The organism is Streptomyces sp. NPDC002793, from assembly GCF_040295485.1.
Taxonomy (GTDB): Bacteria; Actinomycetota; Actinomycetes; order Streptomycetales; family Streptomycetaceae; genus Streptomyces.
The window spans coordinates 1-21,185 of sequence record NZ_JBEOVL010000034.1; the positions used below are offsets into that span (position 1 = coordinate 1).

The window sequence follows — 21,185 nt, forward strand, 5'->3', positions numbered from 1 at the left end:
CCCAAAGCACCCTCCGCGCTTCGGCCACACCCGCCGCCCCACCCTTCCCCCGGGGGCCGCCGGCCGCGCGGGGCGCCCCGCCGACCGGCGGGGCGCCCCTCTCGCGGGTGCGGTGGCGGTCGTCAGCCGGCCAGGCAGGACGGGCCGAGCAGCACCTTCAGGTCACCGAAGAGCGCGGGGTCCGGCTTGACGCGGTGCCGGTCGAGCCGGAGCACGGTGGTCTTGCGGGGGCCCTGGAGCCTGATGCGGACCTCGGTGTCGCCCCGGTGGTTGCTGAGGACCTCGCCGAGCCGGCTGACCATGGGCGGGGTGACCCTCACCGTGGGGATCGTCAGGACGACCGGCGCGTTGGACCCGGCGTTGGAGATGTCGGGGACCTGCATCTCCATGGCGACCAGACGCGGCACGTCCTCCCGCTTGTCGAGGCGCCCCTTGACGAAGACGACGGTGTCCTCGACGAGCTGGGTGGAGACCAGCTGATAGGTCGCGGGGAAGAACATGCACTCGATGGAGCCCGCGAGGTCCTCCACGGTCGCGATGGCCCAGGCGTTGCCCTGCTTGGTCATCTTGCGCTGGAGGCCGGAGATGATGCCGCCCACGGTGACGATCGCTCCGTCGGAGTGCTCACCGCCGGTGAGCTGTGAGATCGCCGCGTCCGACTTGTCGGACAGGACGTGCTCCAGGCCGAAGAGCGGGTGGTCGGAGACGTACAGCCCGAGCATCTCGCGCTCCTGCGCGAGCAGATAGGACTTCTCCCACTCGATGTCGGAGAACTCCACGTCCAGCCCGAAGCCCGGTTCGCCGCTGTCCTCCTCGCCGCCGCCGAAGAGGTCGAACTGCCCCTCGGCCTCCTTGCGCTTGACCTGCACCACGTTGTCGATCATCGGCTCGTGGTGGGCGACGAGTCCCTTGCGGGTGTGCCCCATCTCGTCGAAGGCCCCGGCCTTGATGAGCGACTCGACGGTGCGCTTGTTGCAGACGACCGCTTCGACCTTGTCCAGGAAGTCGGGGAACGTGGAGTACTTCCCCTTCGCCTTGCGGCACCTGATGATCGAGTCGACGACGTTCTGACCGACGTTGCGGATGGCGGTCAGCCCGAAGAGGATCACGTCGTCACCCTGGGCGGCGAAGTTCGACTCGGACTCGTTGACGTTCGGCGGGAGCACCTTGATGCCCATGCGGCGGCACTCGTTGAGATAGACCGCGGACTTGTCCTTGTCGTCCTTGACGGAGGTCAGCAGGGCCGCCATGTACTCGGCGGGGTAGTTCGCCTTGAGGTAGGCGGTCCAGTAGGTGACCAGTCCGTACGCCGAGGAGTGCGCCTTGTTGAAGGCGTATCCGGCGAAGGGCACCAGGACGTCCCACAGGGCCTTGATCGCCGCGTCGGAGAAGCCGTTCTTCTTGGCGCCGGCCTCGAAGAGGACGAAGTTCTTCGCCAGCTCGTCGGCCTTCTTCTTGCCCATCACGCGGCGCAGGATGTCGGCCTCGCCGAGCGAGTAGCCGGCGACGATCTGGGCGGCCTTCTGCACCTGCTCCTGGTACACGATCAGGCCGTAGGTGAGCCCGAGGACCTCCTTGAGGGGCTCCTCCAGCTCCGGGTGGATCGGGGTGATCTCCTGCCGGGCGTTCTTGCGCTCGGCGTAGTTCGTGTGCGAGTTCATGCCCATCGGGCCGGGCCGGTAGAGGGCCGAGACGGCGGAGATGTCCTCGAAGTTGTCGGGCTGCATCTGGCGCAGCAGCGAGCGCATGGGGCCGCCGTCGAACTGGAAGACCCCGAGCGTGTCACCGCGGCAGAGCAGCTCGTACGTCTTGGGGTCGTCCAGCGGCAGGGAGAGCATCTCCAGGTCGATGCCCTTGTTGGCCTTCACCATCTTGATGGCGTCGTCCATGATCGTCAGGTTGCGCAGGCCCAGGAAGTCCATCTTGAGCAGACCGAGCGACTCGCACTGGGGGTAGTCCCACTGCGTGATGGTGACGCCGTCGGTGTGCCGCACCCAGATCGGGGCGTGGTCGACGATCGGCTCGCTGGACATGATCACGCCGGCCGCGTGCACACCCATCTGCCGGACCAGGCCCTCCACGCCCTTCGCGGTGTCGATGACCTTCTGGACGTCCGGCTCGTTCTCGTACATCCCCCGGATCTCGCCCGCCTCGCTGTAGCGGGGGTGCTTCGGGTCGGTGATGCCGTTGAGGTCGATGCCCTTGCCGAGGACGTCGGCGGGCATGGCCTTGGTCAGGCGGTCGCCCATGGCGTACGGGTAGCCCAGGACGCGCGCGGAGTCCTTGATCGCGTTCTTGGCCTTGATCTTGCCGTAGGTGCCGATCATGGCGACCTTGTCGGCGCCGTACTTCTCGGTGACGTACCGGATCACCTCGACGCGCCGGCGCTCGTCGAAGTCGATGTCGACATCGGGCATGGAGACGCGCTCGGGGTTGAGGAAGCGCTCGAAGATCAGCCCGTGGGTGATCGGGTCGAGGTCGGTGATGCCCATGGCGTACGCGACGATCGAGCCGGCGGCGGAGCCACGGCCGGGGCCGACCGCGATGCCGTTGTTCTTGGCCCACATGATGAAGTCGGCGACGACGAGGAAGTACCCCGGGAACCCCATCTGGATGATGATGTCCATCTCGTACTCGGCCTGCTTCTGCCGGTCCTCGGGGACGCCTCCGGGATAGCGGCGGTTCATGCCGACCCGGACCTCCTCCTGGAACCAGGTGACCTCGGTGAAGCCCTCCGGGATGTCGAACTTCGGCATCAGGTCGCGCTTCTCGAACATGCCGGTGGTGTCGATCTGCTGTGCGACCAGGAGTGTGTTGGCGCAGCCCTCCTGCCAGGCGTCGGAGGAGTCGATGGCGTACATCTCGTCCGTCGTCTTGAGGTAGTAGCCCGTGCCGTCGAAGCGGAAGCGGTCGGGGTCGGAGAGGTTCTTGCCGGTCTGGATGCAGAGCAGGGCGTCGTGCGCGGTCGCCTCGTTGGCGTACGTGTAGTGCGAGTCGTTCGTCACGAGGGGCGGGATGTTCAGCTTCCGGCCGATCTCCAGGAGCCCGTCACGGACCCGGCGCTCGATCTCGATGCCGTGGTCCATCAGCTCCAGGAAGTACTTGCCCTCGCCGAAGATGTCCTTGTAGTCGGAGGCCGCCTGGACCGCCTCGTCGAACTGTCCGAGCCGCAGCCTGGTCTGCACCTCGCCGGAGGGGCACCCGGTGGAGGCGATGAGGCCCTCGGACCACTGCGAGATGGTCTCCTTGTCCATCCGGGGCCACTTCTGCAGCCAGCCCTCGGCGTACGCGTCGGAGGAGAGCTTGAAGAGGTTGTGCAGTCCGGTGCTGTTGGCCGCCCAGATGGTCTTGTGCGTGTAACCGCCGGAACCCGAGACGTCGTCCCGCTTCTGGTGCGGCTGGCCCCACTGGATCTTGCGCTTGTGCTTGCGCGACTCGGGGGCGACGTACGCCTCGATCCCGATGATCGGGGTCACGTCCGCCTTCCGGGCAGAGTGGAAGAAGTCGTAGGCGCCGTGGAGGTTGCCGTGGTCGGTCATCGCGATGTGCGACATGCCCATCGTGTTCGCCGCCTCGAACATGTCCTTGAGCCGCGCGGCACCGTCCAGCAGCGAGTACTGGGTGTGGACGTGCAGGTGCGTGAATGGCGGCTTGCTCACGGCGCTGTGCCTCCGGGGAAACTGAGGATGACGGCTGAGGGGGACAGCGTGGAAGTCTACGTCTCCGAAGTGACGGACGACGGGCACTCCGGGGTACGGTCGCGCGTTGGAAGACCCGGGACGCCCGTCCCTTTTGTCATGAACGCCATGTACCAGGAGGCACCCAGCGATGTCGGACACGCAGACCGGCGCAGAGCGGCGCGGAGAGCAGATCCTCGCCGTATTCGACACCGCGTTCGGGCAGCTCCTGGCCGCCGACCCCGCAGCCTTCCGGGTCAAGTTCCGCAAGATGGCGGGCTCGGCCTTCGCCTTCTACCGGGGCTCCGCCGGCCTGTTCTACGCCGATCTGGACCGCGAGCAGCACAGCGGCGCCTATCTGGACGAGCGTACGAGCCGGGTGTGGATCCACGGCGATCTGCACGCCGAGAACTTCGGCACCTACATGGACGCCAACGGCCGTCTCGTGTTCAACGTGAACGACTTCGACGAGGCCTATGTGGGCCCCTTCACCTGGGACCTCAAGCGCTTCGCCGCCTCGGTCGCCCTGATCGGATACGCCAAGGCGCTGGGCGACGACCAGATCACCGAGCTCGTCCGGGTCTACGCCGAGGCGTACCGGGAGCGGATCCACGCCCTGGCGACGGGCGCCAAGAACGACGAGGTACCGCCCTTCACCCTGGACACCGCCGAGGGCCCGCTGCTCGGCGCGCTGCGCGACGCCCGTGCGCTGACCCGGTTCGGCCTGCTGGACTCGATGACGGAGATCCGTGACTTCGAGCGCCGGTTCACCGCCGACGGCGGCGCCATCGACCTGGACGCGGCGACGCGCTACAAGGTGCTCGCGGCGTTCGACGGCTATCTGGAGACGCTGCCGGAGTCGAGCCTCGCACGGCCCGACTCGTACCGGGTGAAGGACGTCGTCGGCCGCCGGGGCATCGGCATCGGGTCGGCCGGCCTGCCCTCGTACAACATCCTCCTCGAGGGCAACAGCGACGCCCTCGAGAACGACGTGGTGATCTACCTCAAGCAGGCACAGACCCCGGCGGTCTCCCGGCACATCACCGACGCGGCCGTGCGGGACTACTTCCAGCACGAGGGGCACCGCACGGTGATCTCGCAGCGCGCGCTCCAGGCGCACGCCGACCCGTGGCTGGGCTGGACCGAGCTGGACGGCTCCGGTCAGCTGGTCGCCGAGGTCTCTCCGTACGCGGTCGATCTGGACTGGTCCGACATCGACGAGCCGGAGGAGATCGCCGCGGTGGTCGCCGACCTCGGCCGGGCCACGGCGACGATGCACTCGGCCGCGGACGACGAGAGCGGGCACTCGCTGGTCCCGTTCTCCACCGAGCGCGCGATCGACGCGGCCATCGCCGCCGACGAGGAGGGCTTCGCCGGGCTGCTGGTGGACTTCGCGCACAGTTACGGCGCGCGGGCCCGCGCCGACCACCAGATCTTCGTCGACCTCTTCCGCAACGGCCGCATCCCCGGCCTGTAGGGCTTTAGGGACCGCTTACGGGAACGCATGGCACACTCGGCGTCGATGGACGTATCAGGGACACCGATGAGAGCGGTACGCGCGGCGCTGTTCACCGCGCTCGTCGTCACGCTCTCGTCCGCGTCCCACGTGCTGCTCTCCCGGGTCCCGCTGCCCGTCACCGCGGTCGCGCTGCTGGCTGCTGCCGTCTTCGCCGTGGCGTTCGCGCTGGCGGGCCGGGAGCGCGGTTTCGGCGCGATCGCCGGGCTTCTGGTGCCGCTGGAGCTGGCCGCCGACACGGTTTTCACCACCGGCCAGCACCTCTGTTACGGGGCCGCGGGCGGCCCGATCGCGGGCCCGTTGCGCTCCGTGGGCGTCGATGTGCTCTGCGGCGGTGAGACCGGGCACGGCGCGGACGGGCTCGCCGGTGTGGCCTCGGTCGGCACACCGCTGGCCGGGGTCGCCGAGGGTGACCACGCCGCCGCCCTGCTGGCCTCGCCGGGCCCCGCGGTCCCGTGGCTGCTGCTGGCCGCCCATGTGACGGTCGGCCTGCTGGCCGCCGCCTGGCTGAGGCGCGGCGAGTCGGCGCTCGCGGGCCTGTTGCGCGCGGCGGCCGCCGTCGCCTTCCGTCCGCTGCTCACCGCGGTCGCCGTGGTGGGTACGGCGGGGCACCACGCGCAGTCCGGTACCCGGCGCACCGGGCGCCCGCACCCGCTCGCCCCGGCCCGCTTCCTGGTGCACTCCGTGGGACGGAGGGGCCCGCCCCGCTCGGCCTTCACCCCTGCCTGAGTACGCGGTAAGCCCCTTTTCGAGCCACCCCCACCTACGGAGCATCCTCATGAGCAAGCGAAACAGCCAGGCCAACAAGTCCGCCGCCCGCGAGCGGCTGCGCGAGGAGCGCGAGCGCCAGGCCAAGAAGGACAAGGCCCGCAAGCAGATCGTCGTCGGCGTCTCGGTCGTCGCGGTACTCGCGATCGCCGGCGGTGTCAGCTACGGCGTGATGCAGCTGAACAAGCCGTCCGCCTGGGAGGCCGCGGCGGACGCGAAGAACGTCACCGCCCCGAAGAACACCTCGGGCGACGACGGCACGACCGTCGTGATCGGCGAGTCGAGCGCGAAGAAGACCCTGGAGCTGTACGAGGACTCGCGCTGCCCGATCTGCGCCACCTTCGAGCAGGCCGTCGGCGAGACCGTGTCCAAGGACGTGGAGGCCGGCAAGTACAAGGTCAAGTACGTCGGCGCGACCTTCATCGACAACGCGGACAGCGGCGAGGGCTCGAAGAACGCCCTGAGCGCGCTGGGCGCGGCGCTGGACGTGAGCCCCGACGCCTTCATGGAGTACAAGGCCGCGCTGTACTCCGCGAAGTACCACCCCGAGGAGACGAACGACAAGTTCGCCAAGGACAGCTACCTGATCGAGGTGGCGGACTCGGTGGACGCGCTGAAGGGCAACGAGGCGTTCCGGAAGAACGTCGAGGACGGCACGTACGACGCCTGGGCGATCAAGATGTCCAAGGCGTTCGACAAGAGCGGGGTCCAGGGCACGCCGACCCTCAAGATGGACGGCAAGACGCTCACCGCCGAGGGCAGCGAGAACGCGCCCATGACGGCGGCCGACTTCGACAAGGCGATCACCAAGGCGCTGAAGGGCTGACCGGAGACCCGGCGGCGCGACTCCGGGCGCCATCCGGCCGAAAGGCGGGCGAACGTCCCTCGTTCGCCCGCCTTTCGCTTCACCCCGTCGGCAGGGGTACGGCCGCTTCCCCGGCTACAGCGTGGCGAGGAAGCCGAGCGAGACCTTCCAGGTGAGTTCGGCCGCGTCCTGGTCGAAGTCGGGCAGCTCGGGGTCGGTGAAGAGATGACCGGCACCGGGATAGCGGTAGACCTCGACGTCCGCGCCGGTCCGCTGCATCTGCAGGTACCAGCTGTTCAGCCAGTCGTGCGACTCGAACGGGTCAGGGTCGGCCACGTGCAGCTGCACGGGCAGCTCGTCCACCGTGGCGCTCTCGGCGATGTCCGAGGTGCCGTGGAGCAGCAGCAGCCCGCGGGCCTTGGCGTCGCCGAGCGCCAGGGTCTGCGCGACCGACGCCCCGAAGGAGAAGCCCGCGTAGACGAGGCCCTGGTCGGAGTAGGGCGCGGCGGCCAGGACGGCGCGCTTGAGCAGCTCGTCCTTGCCCACCTCCTCCTTGAAGGCCATTCCGTCCTCGACGGTGTCGAAGGTGTGCCCCTCGAAGAGATCGGGCACGCGCACCTCGTGCCCGGCCGCACGCAGCCGGTCGGCAGCCGCGTGCACAGCGGGCCGCAGACCAAAGGTCGAGTGGAAAAGCATGATGTTCATGAGGCCCATGGTGCCAGTTGTGCCCCGACGCTTGGAGGACGAGGGAATGGAGAACATACTTCGACCGCTGCTGGTCGTGGGCGGATCGCTGGTGATCACGCTGGCCGTGGGCTGGCTGGTCGACCTGCTGCTGCGGCGTGCCGACAGCCGGCACCACGAGACCCCTGTCTGGGGCCTGCTCCGGCGGTGCCGCCCGCCCCTGCAGGTGGTGCTCTGCACGGCGCTGCTGAGGGCCAGCTTCGACCAGCTCCGGCTCGACGCGGTGCGGGACCACCGGGACGCGATCGGCCAGGTCCTGACCCTCGTGCTGATCGGTGCGTCGGCGTGGCTGGTGATCCGGGTCGCCGCCACCGTCGTGCAGTCCTCGTACGCCCGTTACGCGACCTCCACCCGCGATCCCGCCCGGGTCCGCCGGGTCCGGACCCAGGTCACGCTGATCCAGCGGGTGGTCACCGCCGTGGTGGCGACGGTCGCCGTGGCGGCGATGCTGCTGACGTTCCCGGCGATGCGCACCGTCGGCACCTCGATGCTGGCCTCGGCCGGTGTGCTCGGCATCGTCGCCGGTGTCGCGGCCCAGTCGACGCTCGGGAATCTCTTCGCCGGCTTCCAGATCGCCTTCGGCGACATGGTCCGGATCGGCGACACCGTGGTGGTGGACGGCGAGTGGGGCACCGTGGAGGAGATCACCCTCACCTTCCTCGCGGTACGGACCTGGGACGAGAGGCGGATCACGATGCCTGTGTCCTACTTCACGAGCAAGCCGTTCGAGAACTGGTCACGCGGCGGGGTCCAGATGACCGGCACCGTCTTCTTCCAGCTCGACCACTCCGCCCCGGTCACGGCGATGCGTGACCGGCTGCGCGACATCCTCGGCGAGTGCGCGGCCTGGGACGGCCGGGACTGGTCCCTGGCCGTCACGGACACCACCCCGACGACGATCGAGGTGCGCGCGGTGGTCACCGCGAAGGACGCGGACGACATCTGGACCGTGCGCTGCGCCGTGCGGGAGCAGATGATCGGCTGGCTCCGCGACCATCACCCGTACGCGTTGCCCCGCGTCGTGACATCGCCCGCGGCGCTGCCGCCGGGCGACCACTGGCGGGAGCTGACGGGCGCGGACACCGTCCGGGGCCCGTCCGACGTCGAGGGCTCGACGTCGGGCAAGGCCCCCCGCCTCGGGCGCGGCTGACCCAGCCGCGGGCGGGGGCGCGCGTCAGTGGAGGCTGCGCACGTCCAGGTAGCGCAGCACCCGGTCCACCACCTCGGGGTCCGCGCCCGGCTCACTGCGGGCGTCGAGCACGGCGTGGCGGGCGGCCGACATCATCTCGCGCTGGATACGGCCGATCTCCTTGAACCGCTCGGCGCGCCGCGCGTACGCCTCACGCCGCTCCTCGTCGACCATGTCGGGGCTGATCCGCGCCCCGATGTCGTACGCCGCCCGCTGCAGCCGCTCCAGGACCTCCTCCGGGAGCTCCTCGGTGTTCTGGACCTCCTTGAGCCGGATCCTGGCCGCCGTGGCGGCACGGATCGCGAGGTCGCGCTCCAGGGCCTGTTCGGCGTCGGTGTCCGCCCGCACACCGAGCTTGCGCACCAGCCACGGCAGGGTCAGTCCCTGGAGGACCAGGGTGGCCATGATGACGGCGAAGGCGATGAAGACGATCTCGTCCCGGCCGGGGAACGGCGTGCCGTCGTCCGTCTCCAGAGGGATCGCGAGGGCCAGCGCGACGGAGGCCACTCCGCGCATCCCGGCCCACCACATGATCACGGTCTCGCGCCGGCTGGTGGGGATCTCCTCGCTGTAGTCACGGCGTGTGTGCAGCCGCTTCGCGAGCCAGGCGGCGGGCAGCAGCCACAGCAGCCGTACGCCGACGACGACCGCGACGACCGCGAGTCCCCAGCCCAGCAGCTCGAGTTCGCGTCCGTCGGCGGTGCCGAAGACGTTGTGGAGTTCGAGGCCGATCAGCCCGAAGGCGACGCCGGTCACGAGGGTGTCGACGATGTCCCAGAAGGAGCGGCCGGTGAGCCGCCCCAGGACGTCGTCGGCGTCCGCGGTGTGCTCGGCGAGGAAGAGCGCCGTGGTGAGGACGGCCAGCACGCCGGAACCCATCAGCTCCTCGGAGAGCACGTAGGCGATGAACGGCACGAGCAGGGTCAGGCCGACCTGGAGGGTGGTGTCGCCCAGGTACCCCATCAGTTTGATGGTCAGCCAGCCGAGCACCAGGCCGACCACCACGGCGACCACGGCGGAGAGGACGAGCAGCCCGAACGCGGCGGACACGGAGAAGGTGCCGCTGACTGCGGCGGCGATCGCCACGTGGTAGAGGACGATGGCCGTGACGTCGTTGAACAGCCCCTCGCCCTCCAGGATCGACACGAGCCGCCGCGGCAGCCCGACCGAGCCCGCCACGGCGGTCGCGGCCACCGGGTCGGGCGGGGCTACGAGCGCGCCGAGGGCCAGGGCCGCGGCGATGGGCAGGCCGGGCACTATCGCGTGGGCGACCGTGGCCACGGCGGCCGTCGTGACGAAGACGAGGGCGACGGCCAACAGGAAGATCGGCCTCCGGTTGGCCGCGAACTGCCGCCAGGAGGTGCGCTGCACGGAGGCGTAGAGCAGCGGCGGCAGCACGACGGGGAGGATGAACTCCGGTGGGATGTCCACGTCGGGGACGAAGCCGGCGAAGGCCATGACGATCCCGGCGAGGGTCATCAGGATCGGTGCGGGAAGCCCCAGACGCTCTCCGAGCGGGACCGTGACCACCGCTCCGAGCAGCAGCAGGAGCAGGAGTGCCATCTGGTCCACGTCGTGCCTTCCGCAGCGCGCCGGGCTCCGGAGCCCGTTGATCAGCCGGTCAGGGCTCCCAGCGTGCCACGCGGGACCGGCGGACCGGCGGCACCCCCCGTGCGGTCCGCCCGGTCAGAGCGCGCGGCGCATGGCCCGGTGCGGCATCCCGGCGTCCGGGAACTCGGGACCGTACGCGGTGTAGCCGAGCCGCTCGTAGAAGCCGAGCGCGTGCGTCTGGGCGTGCAGGTCCACGGCGGACAGGCCCAGCGTCCGGGCCTCCGCCTCTATGGCGCGGACCAACGCGGCTCCCACGCCCAGTCCGCGGGCCTCCCGGGTCACCGCGAGGCGGCCGAGCGATCCGACGGTGCGGTCCCCGCCGGTCCTGCCCGCCGCGGCCTCCCCGTGCAGCAGCCGTCCCGTGCCGAGCGCGGAGCCGTCCCCCGCGACGGCGAGGACGTGCACCGCCGTGGCGTCGTGGGCGTCGTACTCGAGATCCTCGGGCACCCGCTGCTCACCGACGAAGACGTCCTTGCGGACCTGGAAGCACGCCGCGAGATCGCTCTCGTCGAGCGCCCTGCGGGTGCTGTACGGGGTGGGCGCGGTGGTCATTCGCTCTCCGCGGCGATCGTGTCGAGGGCGTGGCGCAGGTCGTCCGGGTAGCCGCTCTCGAATTCGACCCAGCCGCCGTCGGACGGGTGCTCGAAACCGAGCCGGACCGCGTGCAGCCACTGCCGGGTCAGGCCGAGGCGCTTGGCCATCGTGGGGTCCGCGCCGTAGGTCAGGTCACCGACGCAGGGGTGCCGGTGGGCGGACATGTGCACGCGGATCTGGTGCGTGCGGCCTGTCTCCAGCTTGATGTCGAGGAGGCTGGCCGCGCGGTAGGCCTCGATGAGGTCGTAGTGCGTCACGGAGGGCTTGCCCTCGGCGGTGACGGCCCACTTGTAGTCGTGCTGCGGGTGACGGCCGATGGGGGCGTCGATGGTGCCGCTCATCGGGTCCGGGTGGCCCTGCACCAGCGCGTGGTACTTCTTCTCGACGACCCGGTCGCGGAACTGCGCCTTGAGCAGCGTGTAGGCCCGCTCGGACTTGGCCACGACCATCAGGCCGGAGGTGCCGACGTCCAGCCGGTGCACGATGCCCTGGCGCTCGGCGGCGCCCGACGTGGAGATGCGGTAACCGGCCGCGGCGAGGCCGCCGATGACGGTGGTGCCGGTCCAGCCGGGGCTGGGGTGGGCGGCGACGCCGACCGGCTTCATGATGACGACGATGTCGTCGTCGTCGTGGACGATCTCCATGCCGTCGACGGGCTCGGCGACGATCTGGACGGGAGCGGGCGCCTGGGGCATCTCCACTTCCAGCCAGGCGCCACCGTGCACCCGCTCGGACTTCCCGGCCACCGAACCGTCCACCTGGACCTTCCCGGCAGCGGCCAGCTCGGCGGCCTTGGTGCGGGAGAACCCGAACATCCGGGAGATGGCGGCGTCTACACGCTCGCCTTCCAGGCCGTCGGGTACGGGCAGGGTGCGGACCTCGGGATACGTACTCACCAGTCGAGTATGCCTTGCGCCCGCTAATCCTTGTGCACGGTGCCGTCGGGGTCCAGGCCCTTGAAGGAGAGGATCACGATCAGGATGCCGCCGCAGACGATCGCGGAGTCGGCGAGGTTGAAGACGGCGAAGTGCGCGGGGGCGATGAAGTCGACCACCGCGCCCTCGAACACCCCGGGCGCGCGGAAGATGCGGTCGGTGAGGTTGCCGAGCGCTCCGCCGAGCAGCAGACCCAGGGCGATGGCCCAGGGCAGGCTGTAGAGCTTGCGGGCGAGCCGGATGATCACGATGATCACGACCGCAGCGATGGCCGTGAAGATCACGGTGAAGGCCTCGCCGATACCGAAGGCGGCGCCCGCGTTACGGATCGCGTCGAACTTCAGCCACTCGCCGAAGATCTCGATCGGCTCCTCGTGCTCCAGCTTCGCGACCACGATCATCTTGCTGACCAGGTCCAGCAGGTAGGCCAGCACGGCCACACCGAGGAGGACCATGATCCGCTTCCTGCCCCGGCCGCTGCCCGGCTCCTCGGCCCCTGCCGGGGTCGAGCCCTCGGAGGCCTGCTGGGGCTCGGCCCCGTCGGCCCCCTCGGCTTCAGGGATGTCCGGCGTACCGATGATGCGCTCCGCCTCTGTCACGTGAGTCCCTCAACCTAGGTGCCTGACTGAGGACGAGGGTACGACACACCCGGGTGATCGGGGGCCTCGGACCCGGCACCGCCCCGGCTTCCGGGCCTTTCGTCCGGATCGAGCCGGATCAGGCCTGGCCGGTCCGCCCGGCCCGATCCGGCGAGGGGCCCCTCAGCCCCGCCGCTCCTGCTTCTGTTTGTCCTCCACGCAGAGCGTGGCCCGGGGGAAGGCCTGCATCCGCGCCTTGCCGATGGGTTTGCCGCAGATCTCGCAGAGCCCGTAGGTCCCCGCGTCGAGCCTGGCGAGGGCGCGCTCGGTCTGGTCCAGGGTCTCCTGGGCGTGCGCCGCCAGGGACAGCTCGTGCTCCCTGGTGATGTTCTTCGTGCCGGTGTCCGCGTCGTCGTTGCCCGCCCCGTCCCCGGAGTCACGCATCAGACCGGCCAGCGCCGCGCCCGACGCCTCCAGCTCGGTGCGCAGCCGCGTGACCTCACCCGTCAGCTCGGTCCGGGCCGCGTCGACCTCCTCCGGGGTCCAGGGGTCCTCCCCGGGCCTGACCGCCAGGTCGCCGGGTGCCGTCGCGGCGCCGGCCCTGGCCGGGGGGACCGCTGTCGCGGCGCCCTCTCCTACAGCCGTGGTCCGGGCCGCGCTCTTCTTGGCTACCACCGTGTGGGCTCCTGTCTGCTCGGCGGCCTGGGCCGCCCCCGTGGCCTTCTTCGGCGTCTTCTTCGACGCCTTCCTGGCTGCGCTCTTCTTCGCCGTGCTCTTCCCTGCTGCGCTCTTCCTCGCGGCGGCCGTCCGCTCGGCCGGCGGCTCCTGCTCCGCTGCCGGGCGGGGCTCCTCCCCCGTGCTCCCGGTCTCCTCCTCGGCAGCCGCGGCAGTGGATCCCGCGGACGCCGTTCTCGATGCGGCGGTCTTCTTCGCCACCATGGCCGCGGCCCCTTCACATATTGTGATCTTGCACGCGAATCGTGCTGGGACGATAAGTCGACCCCAGCTCCGCGGCAACGGGGCACGCCGCCGGTTCGCCCCTGTCCGTGGCCGGGCGGTGGCGCGCCTGCAACCGTTGTGCCCAGCTCCCCGCCCGGTAATCCGCCGCCGCGTGGCCTCCGGAACTCCGTCCGGGCCGACTGGCCATTCGGGTCAAGCCCGTGCCGCGGGTAAACCGGTCGGCCGTCGCCCTCGGCGGCCCGTACACTGGCCGCAGCGAGAGGCATGGACGGGACGAGTAGCGTCGTACGCAGCCAGGAGCGACCCGGGGACGGTGGGAGCCCGGGGGCGAGCGCGCCGTGAAGATCACCCCGGAGCCGCCGGAAGAAAGCTTTGGACCGTGGGCTCCGCCCGCCGGGCAAGGCGACTAGACCCGGCTTCGCGACCCCAATGAGGGGGCCACGGGCGCATGCCCGGGCCAAGGAGGGTGGTACCGCGGGAGCCGATCCGGTTCTCGTCCCTCCGACGGAAGTGGAAGACGTCCGCCGGAGGAAGCCCGCACATGACATCGCCGCAGTACCGCCAGGTACCCGCCCAGGTAGACCTGCCCGCCCTCGAGCACGCCGTGCTCGACTTCTGGCGCGACGGCAAGGTCTTCACCAAGAGCCTCGAACAGTCCGAGGGCCGCCCCGAGTGGGTCTTCTACGAGGGCCCGCCGACCGCCAACGGCATGCCCGGGGCCCACCACATCGAGGCCCGCGTCTTCAAGGACGTCTTCCCCCGCTTCCGCACCATGCAGGGCTACCACGTCGGCCGCAAGGCCGGCTGGGACTGTCACGGACTGCCGGTGGAGCTCGCGGTGGAGAAGGAGCTGGGCTTCAACGGCAAGAAGGACATCGAGGCCTACGGCATCGCCGAGTTCAACGCGAAGTGCCGTGAGTCCGTCACCCGTCACACCGACGCGTTCACCGAGCTCACGACCCGCATGGGCTACTGGGTCGACCTGGACGACGCCTACCGCACCATGGACCCGGAGTACGTCGACTCCGTGTGGTGGTCCCTGAAGGAGATCTTCGACAAGGACCTGCTGGTCCAGGACCACCGCGTGGCCCCCTGGTGCCCGCGCTGCGGCACGGGTCTCTCGGACCACGAGCTCGCCCAGGGATACGAGACGGTCGTCGACCCCTCGGTCTTCGTGCGCTTCCCGCTGACGAGCGGACCGCTGGCGGGCGAGGCCGCGCTGCTCGTCTGGACGACGACCCCCTGGACCCTGGTCTCCAACACCGCCGTCGCCGCGCACCCCGACGTCACCTACGTCGTCGCGACGAACGGCGACGAGAAGCTGGTCGTCGCCCAGCCGCTGGTCGAGAAGGCACTCGGCGAGGGCTGGGAGCTCACCGGCCGGACCTTCACCGGCCGTGAGATGGAACGCTGGACGTACGAACGTCCCTTCCAGTTGGTCGAGTTCCCGAGCGAGGCGCACTACGTCGTCAACGCCGAGTACGTCACGACCGAGGACGGCACGGGTCTGGTCCACCAGTCCCCCGCGTTCGGTGCCGAGGACCTCCTCGTCTGCCGCTCCTACGGCCTGCCGGTCGTCAACCCGGTCCGCCCCGACGGCACCTTCGAGGAGGACCTCCCGCTGGTCGGAGGCGTCTTCTTCAAGAAGGCCGACGAAGCGCTCACCGAGGACCTGGCCGCACGCGGCAAGCTCTTCCGCCACGTCCCCTACGAGCACAGCTACCCGCACTGCTGGCGCTGCCACACGGCCCTGCTGTACTACGCGCAGCCGTCCTGGTACATCCGCACGACCGCGGTCAAGGACCGGCTGCTCCAGGAGAACGAGAAGACCAACTGGTTCCCGGACTCCGTCAAGAACGGCCGCTTCGGCGACTGGCTGAACAACAACGTCGACTGGGCGCTCTCCCGCAACCGCTACTGGGGCACCCCGCTGCCCATCTGGCGCTGCGAGGACAACCACCTCACCTGCGTGGGCTCGCGCGCGGAACTGACCGAGCTGACGGGCACCGACCAGTCGGACCTGGACCCGCACCGCCCGTTCATCGACGAGATCACCTTCACCTGCTCGCACGCGAACTGCCAGCTGGAGGCGTACCGCGTCCCGGAGGTCATCGACGCCTGGTACGACTCGGGTTCCATGCCGTTCGCGCAGTGGGGCTACCCGTACAAGAACAAGGAGATCTTCGAGAGCCGCTACCCGGCGCAGTTCATCTCGGAGGCCATCGACCAGACCCGCGGCTGGTTCTACACGCTGATGGCGATCGGCACGCTCGTCTTCGACAAGTCGTCGTACGAGAACGTGGTGTGCCTCGGCCACATCCTCGCCGAGGACGGCCGGAAGATGTCCAAGCACCTGGGCAACATCCTCCAGCCCATCCCACTCATGGACCAGCACGGCGCCGACGCGGTCCGCTGGTTCATGGCGGCGGGCGGCTCCCCGTGGGCGGCACGCCGGGTGGGCCACGGCACGATCCAGGAGGTCGTCCGCAAGACGCTCCTGACGTACTGGAACACCGTGGCCTTCCAGGCCCTGTACGCCCGTACGTCGAACTGGGCGCCGTCCGCGGCCGACCCGGCCCCCGCCGACCGCACGGTCCTGGACCGGTGGCTGCTGAGCGAGCTCGGCACCCTGGTGGACGAGGTCACCAAGGCCCTGGAGGGATACGACACCCAGCGCGCCGGCAAGCTGCTCTCGGCCTTCGTCGACGACCTGTCCAACTGGTACGTACGCCGCTCCCGCCGCCGCTTCTGGCAGGGCGACAAGGGGGCTCTGCGCACGCTGCACGAGGTCGTGGAGACCGTCACCCGGCTGATGGCCCCGCTGACCCCGTTCATCACGGAACGGGTCTGGCAGGACCTGATCGTCCCCGTCACCCCGGATGCCCCGGAGTCGGTACACCTCTCCACCTGGCCGAAGACGGACCCGGCGTCGATCGACCCGACGCTGTCCTCCCAAATGGCGCTCGTACGCCGCCTGGTGGAGCTCGGCCGCGCCACGCGTGCCGAGTCGGGGGTGAAGACCCGGCAGCCGCTGTCGAGGGCGCTGGTCGCGGCATCGGGCTTCGAGGCGCTGACGCCCGAGCTGCGCGCCCAGATCACGGAGGAGCTGAACGTCTCCTCCCTCGCCTCGCTCTCCGAGGTCGGCGGATCGCTGGTCGACACCACGGCGAAGGCGAACTTCCGTGCACTGGGCAAGCGGTTCGGCAAGGGTGTCCAGGCGGTGGCCAAGGCCGTCGCGAACGCCGACGCCGCAGCGCTGAGTCTGGCCCTGCGCGAGGGCACCGCGTCGGTCGAGGTGGACGGCGAGCAGGTCACCCTCGCCCCTGACGAGGTCATCATCACGGAGACCCCGCGTGAGGGCTGGTCGGTGGCGTCCGACTCGGGCGCGACGGTCGCCCTGGACCTGGAGATCACCCCGGAGCTGCGGGCCGCCGGACTGGCCCGCGACGCGATCCGGCTGATCCAGGAGGCGCGCAAGAACAGCGGCCTGGACGTGGCGGACCGGATCGCCGTCCGCTGGACGTCGGCGTCGCCCGCGACCGCCGAGGCCCTGACCGGTCACGCGACGCTGATCGCGGACGAGGTCCTGGCCCTGGACTACGCCCAGGGTGAGGCGGACGACACGTACGGCGCCCCGTTCGAGGACGAGGGCCTGGCCCTGACGTTCCGCCTCCGCAAGACGGAGCGGTAACCCGGATCACACCCCGAAGGACCCGGTCGGAAGCTTCCGACCGGGTCCTTCGGCATCCGCGTCACCGGCCCTCACCACGCGCCGCCGCCCCAGCCTCTCGGGCCTGCTCCAGCTGCTCCTCAGGCCCGCCTCCCAGCCCCTCCGGCGTTCGAGGAGCGGGGTCCGGGGCGGAGCCCCGGTTTCGGGAAGAGGCACAGCCCGCCGCAGGCACCCCCGCACCCCGCACCGGCAACGCACACGCCAAAGGGCCGGGCCCCGGGGAAATCCCCGGGGCCCGGCCCTCAGCCTGCCGACGGCTACGCGCTCAGCGAGCGCGACCCGCTCAGTTGTCGTCCTCGTCGATGAGGAACCCGCGCATCGGCGACGGCGCCTGCTGCATCGGCTGCGGCGCCTGCGGCCTCACCGGTGCCATCGGCTGCGTCATCGCGGGCGACATCTGCTGCTGGCCGCCACCGTACGACGGGCCACCGCCCATCGACTGGTTTCCGCTGCCCATTTGCTGGCCGCCGTGACCACCGTGGCTGGCGCCCATGGTGTGCCCCATCGCACCCGCACCGGCCGGAGCCAGCGAAGGCGACGGCGGCAGCGAGGCAGCGGCGGGGGTCCGCGGCGGAGCCAGCGAGTCGTCGGCCTGGGTCTCCAGCTGACGCAGCTGGCTCTCCAGGTAGGACTTCAGACGGGTCCGGTACTCGCGCTCGAAGCCGCGCAGGTCCTCGACCTTGCGCTCCAGCGTCGCGCGGGCCGACTCCAGCGAGCCCATCGCCACGCGGTGCTTCTCCTGCGCGTCCCGCTCCAGGGCGTCCGCCTTGGCGCGGGCGTCACGCTCGAGGCCCTCGGCACGGCTGCGCGCCTCGCCGACGATCTTGTTGGCCTCGGAACGGGCCTCCGCGATCGCCTGGTCGGCGGTCTGCTGGGCGAGGGAGAGGACACGGGCGGCGCTGTCGCCACCGGGGCCCTGACCGGGCTGCTGCATCTGCTGCTGCTGCATTTGCTGCTGCTGCATCTGCTGCTGCGGGGCGTGACCGCCCATGGGGCCGCCCATCGGGCCACCCATGGGACCGCCCTGCATCGGGCCGGGGCCGTGCGGGCCCTGCGGACCGGGGCCGTGGCCGCCCTGGGGGCCATGGCCGCTGGGACCGGCAGGCAGCTGCGGAGCTCCACCGGGCAGCTGGGGGGGACCCATCTGCGGGGGCTGCTGCTGCTGTACCGGCGGACCAGATATGGCGGCCGGCACGGGAGCCCCCGGCCGGTCCTGCTGCTCCGGTGGTTTACGCATTCCCTGCTGCTGCTGTTGCTGCTGCTGCTGGTTCTGCGCGGCCGCACGCGTGGCGGCGGCCAGCTTGGCGCGCAGGTCCTCGTTCTCACGGAGCAGGCGCGTCAGTTCCGATTCGACCTCGTCGAGGAAGGCATCGACCTCGTCCTCGTCATAGCCTTCTCGGAGGCGGACCGTCGTGAACTGCTTGTTCCGCACGTCCTCGGGGGTCAGCGGCATCTCTTCTTCACCTCTACGTAGTCGTCGGCAGTCGGCAAGACCGTATCGCTCACACTCTGCTCGCAAACATGCCCACGAGGCTGAGCAGAAGGTAGACGATGATCATCAGAACGAAGAAGGACAGGTCAAGTGCCACGCCCCCGAGACGCAACGGCGGTATGAACCGCCGCAGAAGCTTCAGCGGTGGGTCCGTGACAGTGTAAGTGCCCTCCAGAACGATCACCATCGCCTTGCCTGGCTGCCATGAACGTGCGAACTGGAAGACATAGTCCATGACCAGCCGGAAGATCAGCACGATGAGGAAACACATCAGCGCGATATAGACCACATCCAGTGCGACGCCCATGTCCCGCGGTTCCCTCTCCCCTGGCTCTCACTTGCCCGGCCTCCCGGCCGGGATCGTTCCCGGTGTTCTCAGCTCTGGTTGAAGAACCCGCCCTCTGCGATGCGGGCCTTGTCCTCCGCCGTGACATCGACGTTAGCAGGCGACAACAGGAACACCTTCTGCGTCACACGCTCAATGCTGCCATGAAGACCGAAGACGAGTCCCGCGGCAAAGTCGACAAGTCGCTTCGCATCGGTGTCATCCATCTCCGTGAGGTTCATGATCACCGGGGTGCCCTCACGGAAGTGTTCCCCGATGGTACGGGCCTCGTTATAGGTCCTGGGGTGCAGCGTGGTGATCCTGTAGGGCTCACGCTCGGACACGACCTTGGGCATGATCACCGGTGCGTTCTTCTCCAGGTTCGGGCGGTCAGGTGTGATGGATGCCACGGGGGCGATTCGGGCGGGTCGTCCGCTTTCCGCCGGGAGCTGAACCGGTTCCCGGGGTGCGGGCGGCTGCACCGCTCGCACCGGTTCGTCCCGTTCCCGCTCCACCGGATGCGCCGGCTGATGCCGACGCCGGTCCCGCTCGGGCTCCGGCTCGGGTTCGAATTCGTCGTCGGGGTCGAACCCCGGACCGTCGTACCCATCGTCCTCCACGAGGCCGAGGTAGACCGCCATCTTGCGCATCGCGCCGGCCATGCTCCGAGTCCTCCGCTCTGTGGTGGATCGGCATTCGTGTCACCAAGTGCCCGAGATCCACTCCGGCCTGCCCGCGACGAGCGGGTATGACCATATTTTCTGCTGTGGTCCGACTTGCTTCGCGACGTTACCCGAGCCGGGGTCGGACTCCGAGCACCGCCGTACCGACGCGTACATGTGTCGCCCCGGCCGCCACCGCGTCCTCGAGATCCGCGCTCATCCCAGCAGAGACCATGTTCGCAGCCGGATGGTTCCCGCGCAGGCGGGATGAGATTTCCATCAGGCGGTCGAACGCGGCCCGTTGCCGGCCGGCGTAGGGACCTGAGAGCGGGGCGACGGTCATCAGGCCGTCGAGCCTGAGCCCGTCCGCCGCCTCGACCGACGCGGCCAACTCCTCGACGGCATCCGGTGATACGCCGCCCCGGGCCCCGCGTTCACCGCTCTCCGCGTCGAGGGCGACCTGGACGAGACAGCCGAGTTCACGCTCACCCCTGACCGCGGCCGCCGAGAGCGCCGTGACCAGCTTCACCCGGTCCACCGACTGCACCACATCGGCATAACCGGCCACGGAGCGGGCCTTATTGGTCTGCAACTGTCCGACGAAGTGCCATGTGAGCGGCAGATCCGCACAATCCTCGGCTTTTGGCGCCGCGTCCTGGTCACGGTTCTCCGCGACCTGACGCACACCGAGTCCGTGCAGAATGCGCACATCGCTCGCGGGGTACGTCTTGGTGACCACGATCAGGGTCACTTCTTCCCGCTTGCGGCCGGCCGCGGCGCAGGCGGAAGCAATACGTTCCTCCACCTGTGCCAGGTTTGCCGCGAGTTGCGTCCTGCGATCCGTCATGTCCTATCAGTCCAACCAGACATATCCGGCGAGCCGTCCTGTGGTGCGGTCGCGGCGGTACGAGAAGTGGTCGCCGGATTCCAGGGTGCAGAACGGCGAGCGGTGCCGGTCGACCACACCGAGCTCGTCGAGCTGGGCGTGGACTCCGGCCGTGACGTCCACCGCCGGCGTTCCCCAGCTGGTCTCCGACCAGGACGCCGGGACGGCCTCCGCGACCTCCGCGCGCATCCGCTCCGGGACCTCGTAGCACCGTCCGCAGACGGCCGGTCCGGTGCGGGCGACGATCCGGGACGGTTCGGCGCCGAGTGCGGTCATGGCCTCGACCGCGGCCGGGACGACTCCCGCGACCAGGCCGGGCCGTCCCGCGTGGGCTGCCGCGACGACACCGGCCACCGGATCGGCGAGCAGTACGGGCGTGCAGTCGGCGGTGAGCACCGCGAGCGGCAGTCCGCGCCGCACCGTCACCACCGCGTCCACCGCGGGAACGCCCGCGGCGTCGACGGTGTCGCTCCAGGGGCCGTCGACGACGGCCACGTCACGCCCGTGCACCTGGTTCATCCAGACCACGAGGGCCGGGTCGAGACCGAGAGCACGGGCGGCGCGCGCACGGTTCGTGCGAACGGCGGCGGGGTCGTCACCGACCGCACCGCCGAGGTTGAGCTCCTCGTACGGAACGGCGCTCACTCCGCCCCACCTGTCGGTGAAGGCGAAATGGGCGCCGCCCGCCGAGGACTCCGCGGCTTTCACCGCGT

General features: G+C 70.0%; 17 protein-coding genes. 5 read left to right on the plus strand and 12 right to left on the minus strand.

Annotation, left to right across the window (positions count from 1 at the left end):
* Positions 1-122 precede the first annotated feature (122 nt).
* Positions 123-3,659, minus strand: a complete 3,537-nt coding sequence (dnaE, locus tag ABT001_RS27035; RefSeq protein WP_351282472.1) for a DNA polymerase III subunit alpha — start codon at positions 3,657-3,659, stop codon at positions 123-125.
* Positions 3,660-3,828: 169 nt separating this feature from the next.
* Here dnaE and ABT001_RS27040 point away from each other — a divergent pair, with 169 nt between their 5' ends.
* From ABT001_RS27040 to ABT001_RS27050, 3 genes are read left to right on the plus strand one after another with little or no spacing between them, the layout of a single operon-like run.
* Positions 3,829-5,154: a DUF2252 domain-containing protein gene (locus ABT001_RS27040; RefSeq protein ID WP_351282475.1), complete on the plus strand. Its 1,326-nt coding sequence runs from the start codon at positions 3,829-3,831 to the stop codon at positions 5,152-5,154.
* A gap of 45 nt (positions 5,155-5,199) precedes the next feature.
* Positions 5,200-5,922: a hypothetical protein gene (locus ABT001_RS27045; RefSeq protein ID WP_351282478.1), complete on the plus strand. Its 723-nt coding sequence runs from the start codon at positions 5,200-5,202 to the stop codon at positions 5,920-5,922.
* 49 nt (positions 5,923-5,971) lie between these two features.
* Entirely contained in the window at positions 5,972-6,787 is an 816-nt protein-coding gene (locus tag ABT001_RS27050) for a thioredoxin domain-containing protein (protein WP_351282481.1), read from the plus strand.
* Positions 6,788-6,901: 114 nt separating this feature from the next.
* Here ABT001_RS27050 and ABT001_RS27055 read toward each other — a convergent pair whose 3' ends face one another.
* Entirely contained in the window at positions 6,902-7,480 is a 579-nt protein-coding gene (locus ABT001_RS27055; RefSeq protein ID WP_351282484.1) for a dienelactone hydrolase family protein, read from the minus strand.
* A gap of 37 nt (positions 7,481-7,517) precedes the next feature.
* On the opposite strand from ABT001_RS27055, the gene ABT001_RS27060 reads away from it, so the two are divergent.
* Positions 7,518-8,660, plus strand: a complete 1,143-nt coding sequence (locus ABT001_RS27060) for a mechanosensitive ion channel family protein (RefSeq protein ID WP_351282487.1) — start codon at positions 7,518-7,520, stop codon at positions 8,658-8,660.
* A 24-nt stretch (positions 8,661-8,684) separates the two neighbouring features.
* Here the strand turns inward: ABT001_RS27060 and ABT001_RS27065 are convergent, their stop codons facing one another.
* The 5 genes from ABT001_RS27065 to ABT001_RS27085 all read right to left on the minus strand — a co-directional run bounded on the left by ABT001_RS27065 (position 8,685) and on the right by ABT001_RS27085 (position 13,356).
* Entirely contained in the window at positions 8,685-10,271 is a 1,587-nt protein-coding gene (locus tag ABT001_RS27065; RefSeq protein ID WP_351282490.1) for a Na+/H+ antiporter, read from the minus strand.
* A 114-nt stretch (positions 10,272-10,385) separates the two neighbouring features.
* Positions 10,386-10,862, minus strand: coding sequence for a GNAT family N-acetyltransferase (locus tag ABT001_RS27070; RefSeq protein ID WP_351282493.1), 477 nt, complete (start codon positions 10,860-10,862; stop codon positions 10,386-10,388).
* The gene (locus tag ABT001_RS27075; RefSeq protein ID WP_351282496.1) at positions 10,859-11,800 is read right to left on the minus strand and encodes an RluA family pseudouridine synthase; all 942 of its coding nucleotides are present in this window, start codon (positions 11,798-11,800) and stop codon (positions 10,859-10,861) included. The genes ABT001_RS27070 and ABT001_RS27075 overlap by 4 nt, the downstream gene beginning before the upstream one ends.
* A gap of 23 nt (positions 11,801-11,823) precedes the next feature.
* Entirely contained in the window at positions 11,824-12,438 is a 615-nt protein-coding gene (gene lspA, locus ABT001_RS27080) for a signal peptidase II (RefSeq protein ID WP_351282499.1), read from the minus strand.
* 162 nt (positions 12,439-12,600) lie between these two features.
* Complete coding sequence (locus ABT001_RS27085) at positions 12,601-13,356, minus strand: TraR/DksA family transcriptional regulator (RefSeq protein ID WP_351282501.1); 756 nt, start codon at positions 13,354-13,356, stop codon at positions 12,601-12,603.
* Between the two features lie 562 nt (positions 13,357-13,918).
* Between ABT001_RS27085 and ileS the strand changes: the two genes are divergently transcribed.
* Positions 13,919-17,068: an isoleucine--tRNA ligase gene (ileS, locus tag ABT001_RS27090; RefSeq protein ID WP_351282504.1), complete on the plus strand. Its 3,150-nt coding sequence runs from the start codon at positions 13,919-13,921 to the stop codon at positions 17,066-17,068.
* Positions 17,069-17,390: 322 nt separating this feature from the next.
* Here the strand turns inward: ileS and ABT001_RS27095 are convergent, their stop codons facing one another.
* The 5 genes from ABT001_RS27095 to pgeF all read right to left on the minus strand — a co-directional run bounded on the left by ABT001_RS27095 (position 17,391) and on the right by pgeF (position 21,180).
* Complete coding sequence (locus ABT001_RS27095; RefSeq protein WP_351282507.1) at positions 17,391-18,560, minus strand: DivIVA domain-containing protein; 1,170 nt, start codon at positions 18,558-18,560, stop codon at positions 17,391-17,393.
* A 49-nt stretch (positions 18,561-18,609) separates the two neighbouring features.
* Positions 18,610-18,906, minus strand: coding sequence for a YggT family protein (locus ABT001_RS27100; RefSeq protein ID WP_351282509.1), 297 nt, complete (start codon positions 18,904-18,906; stop codon positions 18,610-18,612).
* Between the two features lie 68 nt (positions 18,907-18,974).
* Positions 18,975-19,586 carry a cell division protein SepF gene (locus ABT001_RS27105; protein ID WP_250289705.1) on the minus strand — a complete coding sequence of 204 codons (612 nt, stop codon included), beginning with the start codon at positions 19,584-19,586 and terminating at the stop codon, positions 18,975-18,977.
* A 127-nt stretch (positions 19,587-19,713) separates the two neighbouring features.
* On the minus strand, positions 19,714-20,433 hold the full coding sequence (locus ABT001_RS27110) for a YggS family pyridoxal phosphate-dependent enzyme (RefSeq protein ID WP_351282512.1): 720 nt from the start codon (positions 20,431-20,433) through the stop codon (positions 19,714-19,716).
* Positions 20,434-20,439: 6 nt separating this feature from the next.
* Complete coding sequence (pgeF, locus tag ABT001_RS27115) at positions 20,440-21,180, minus strand: peptidoglycan editing factor PgeF (RefSeq protein ID WP_351282514.1); 741 nt, start codon at positions 21,178-21,180, stop codon at positions 20,440-20,442.
* Positions 21,181-21,185: the final 5 nt, after the last annotated feature.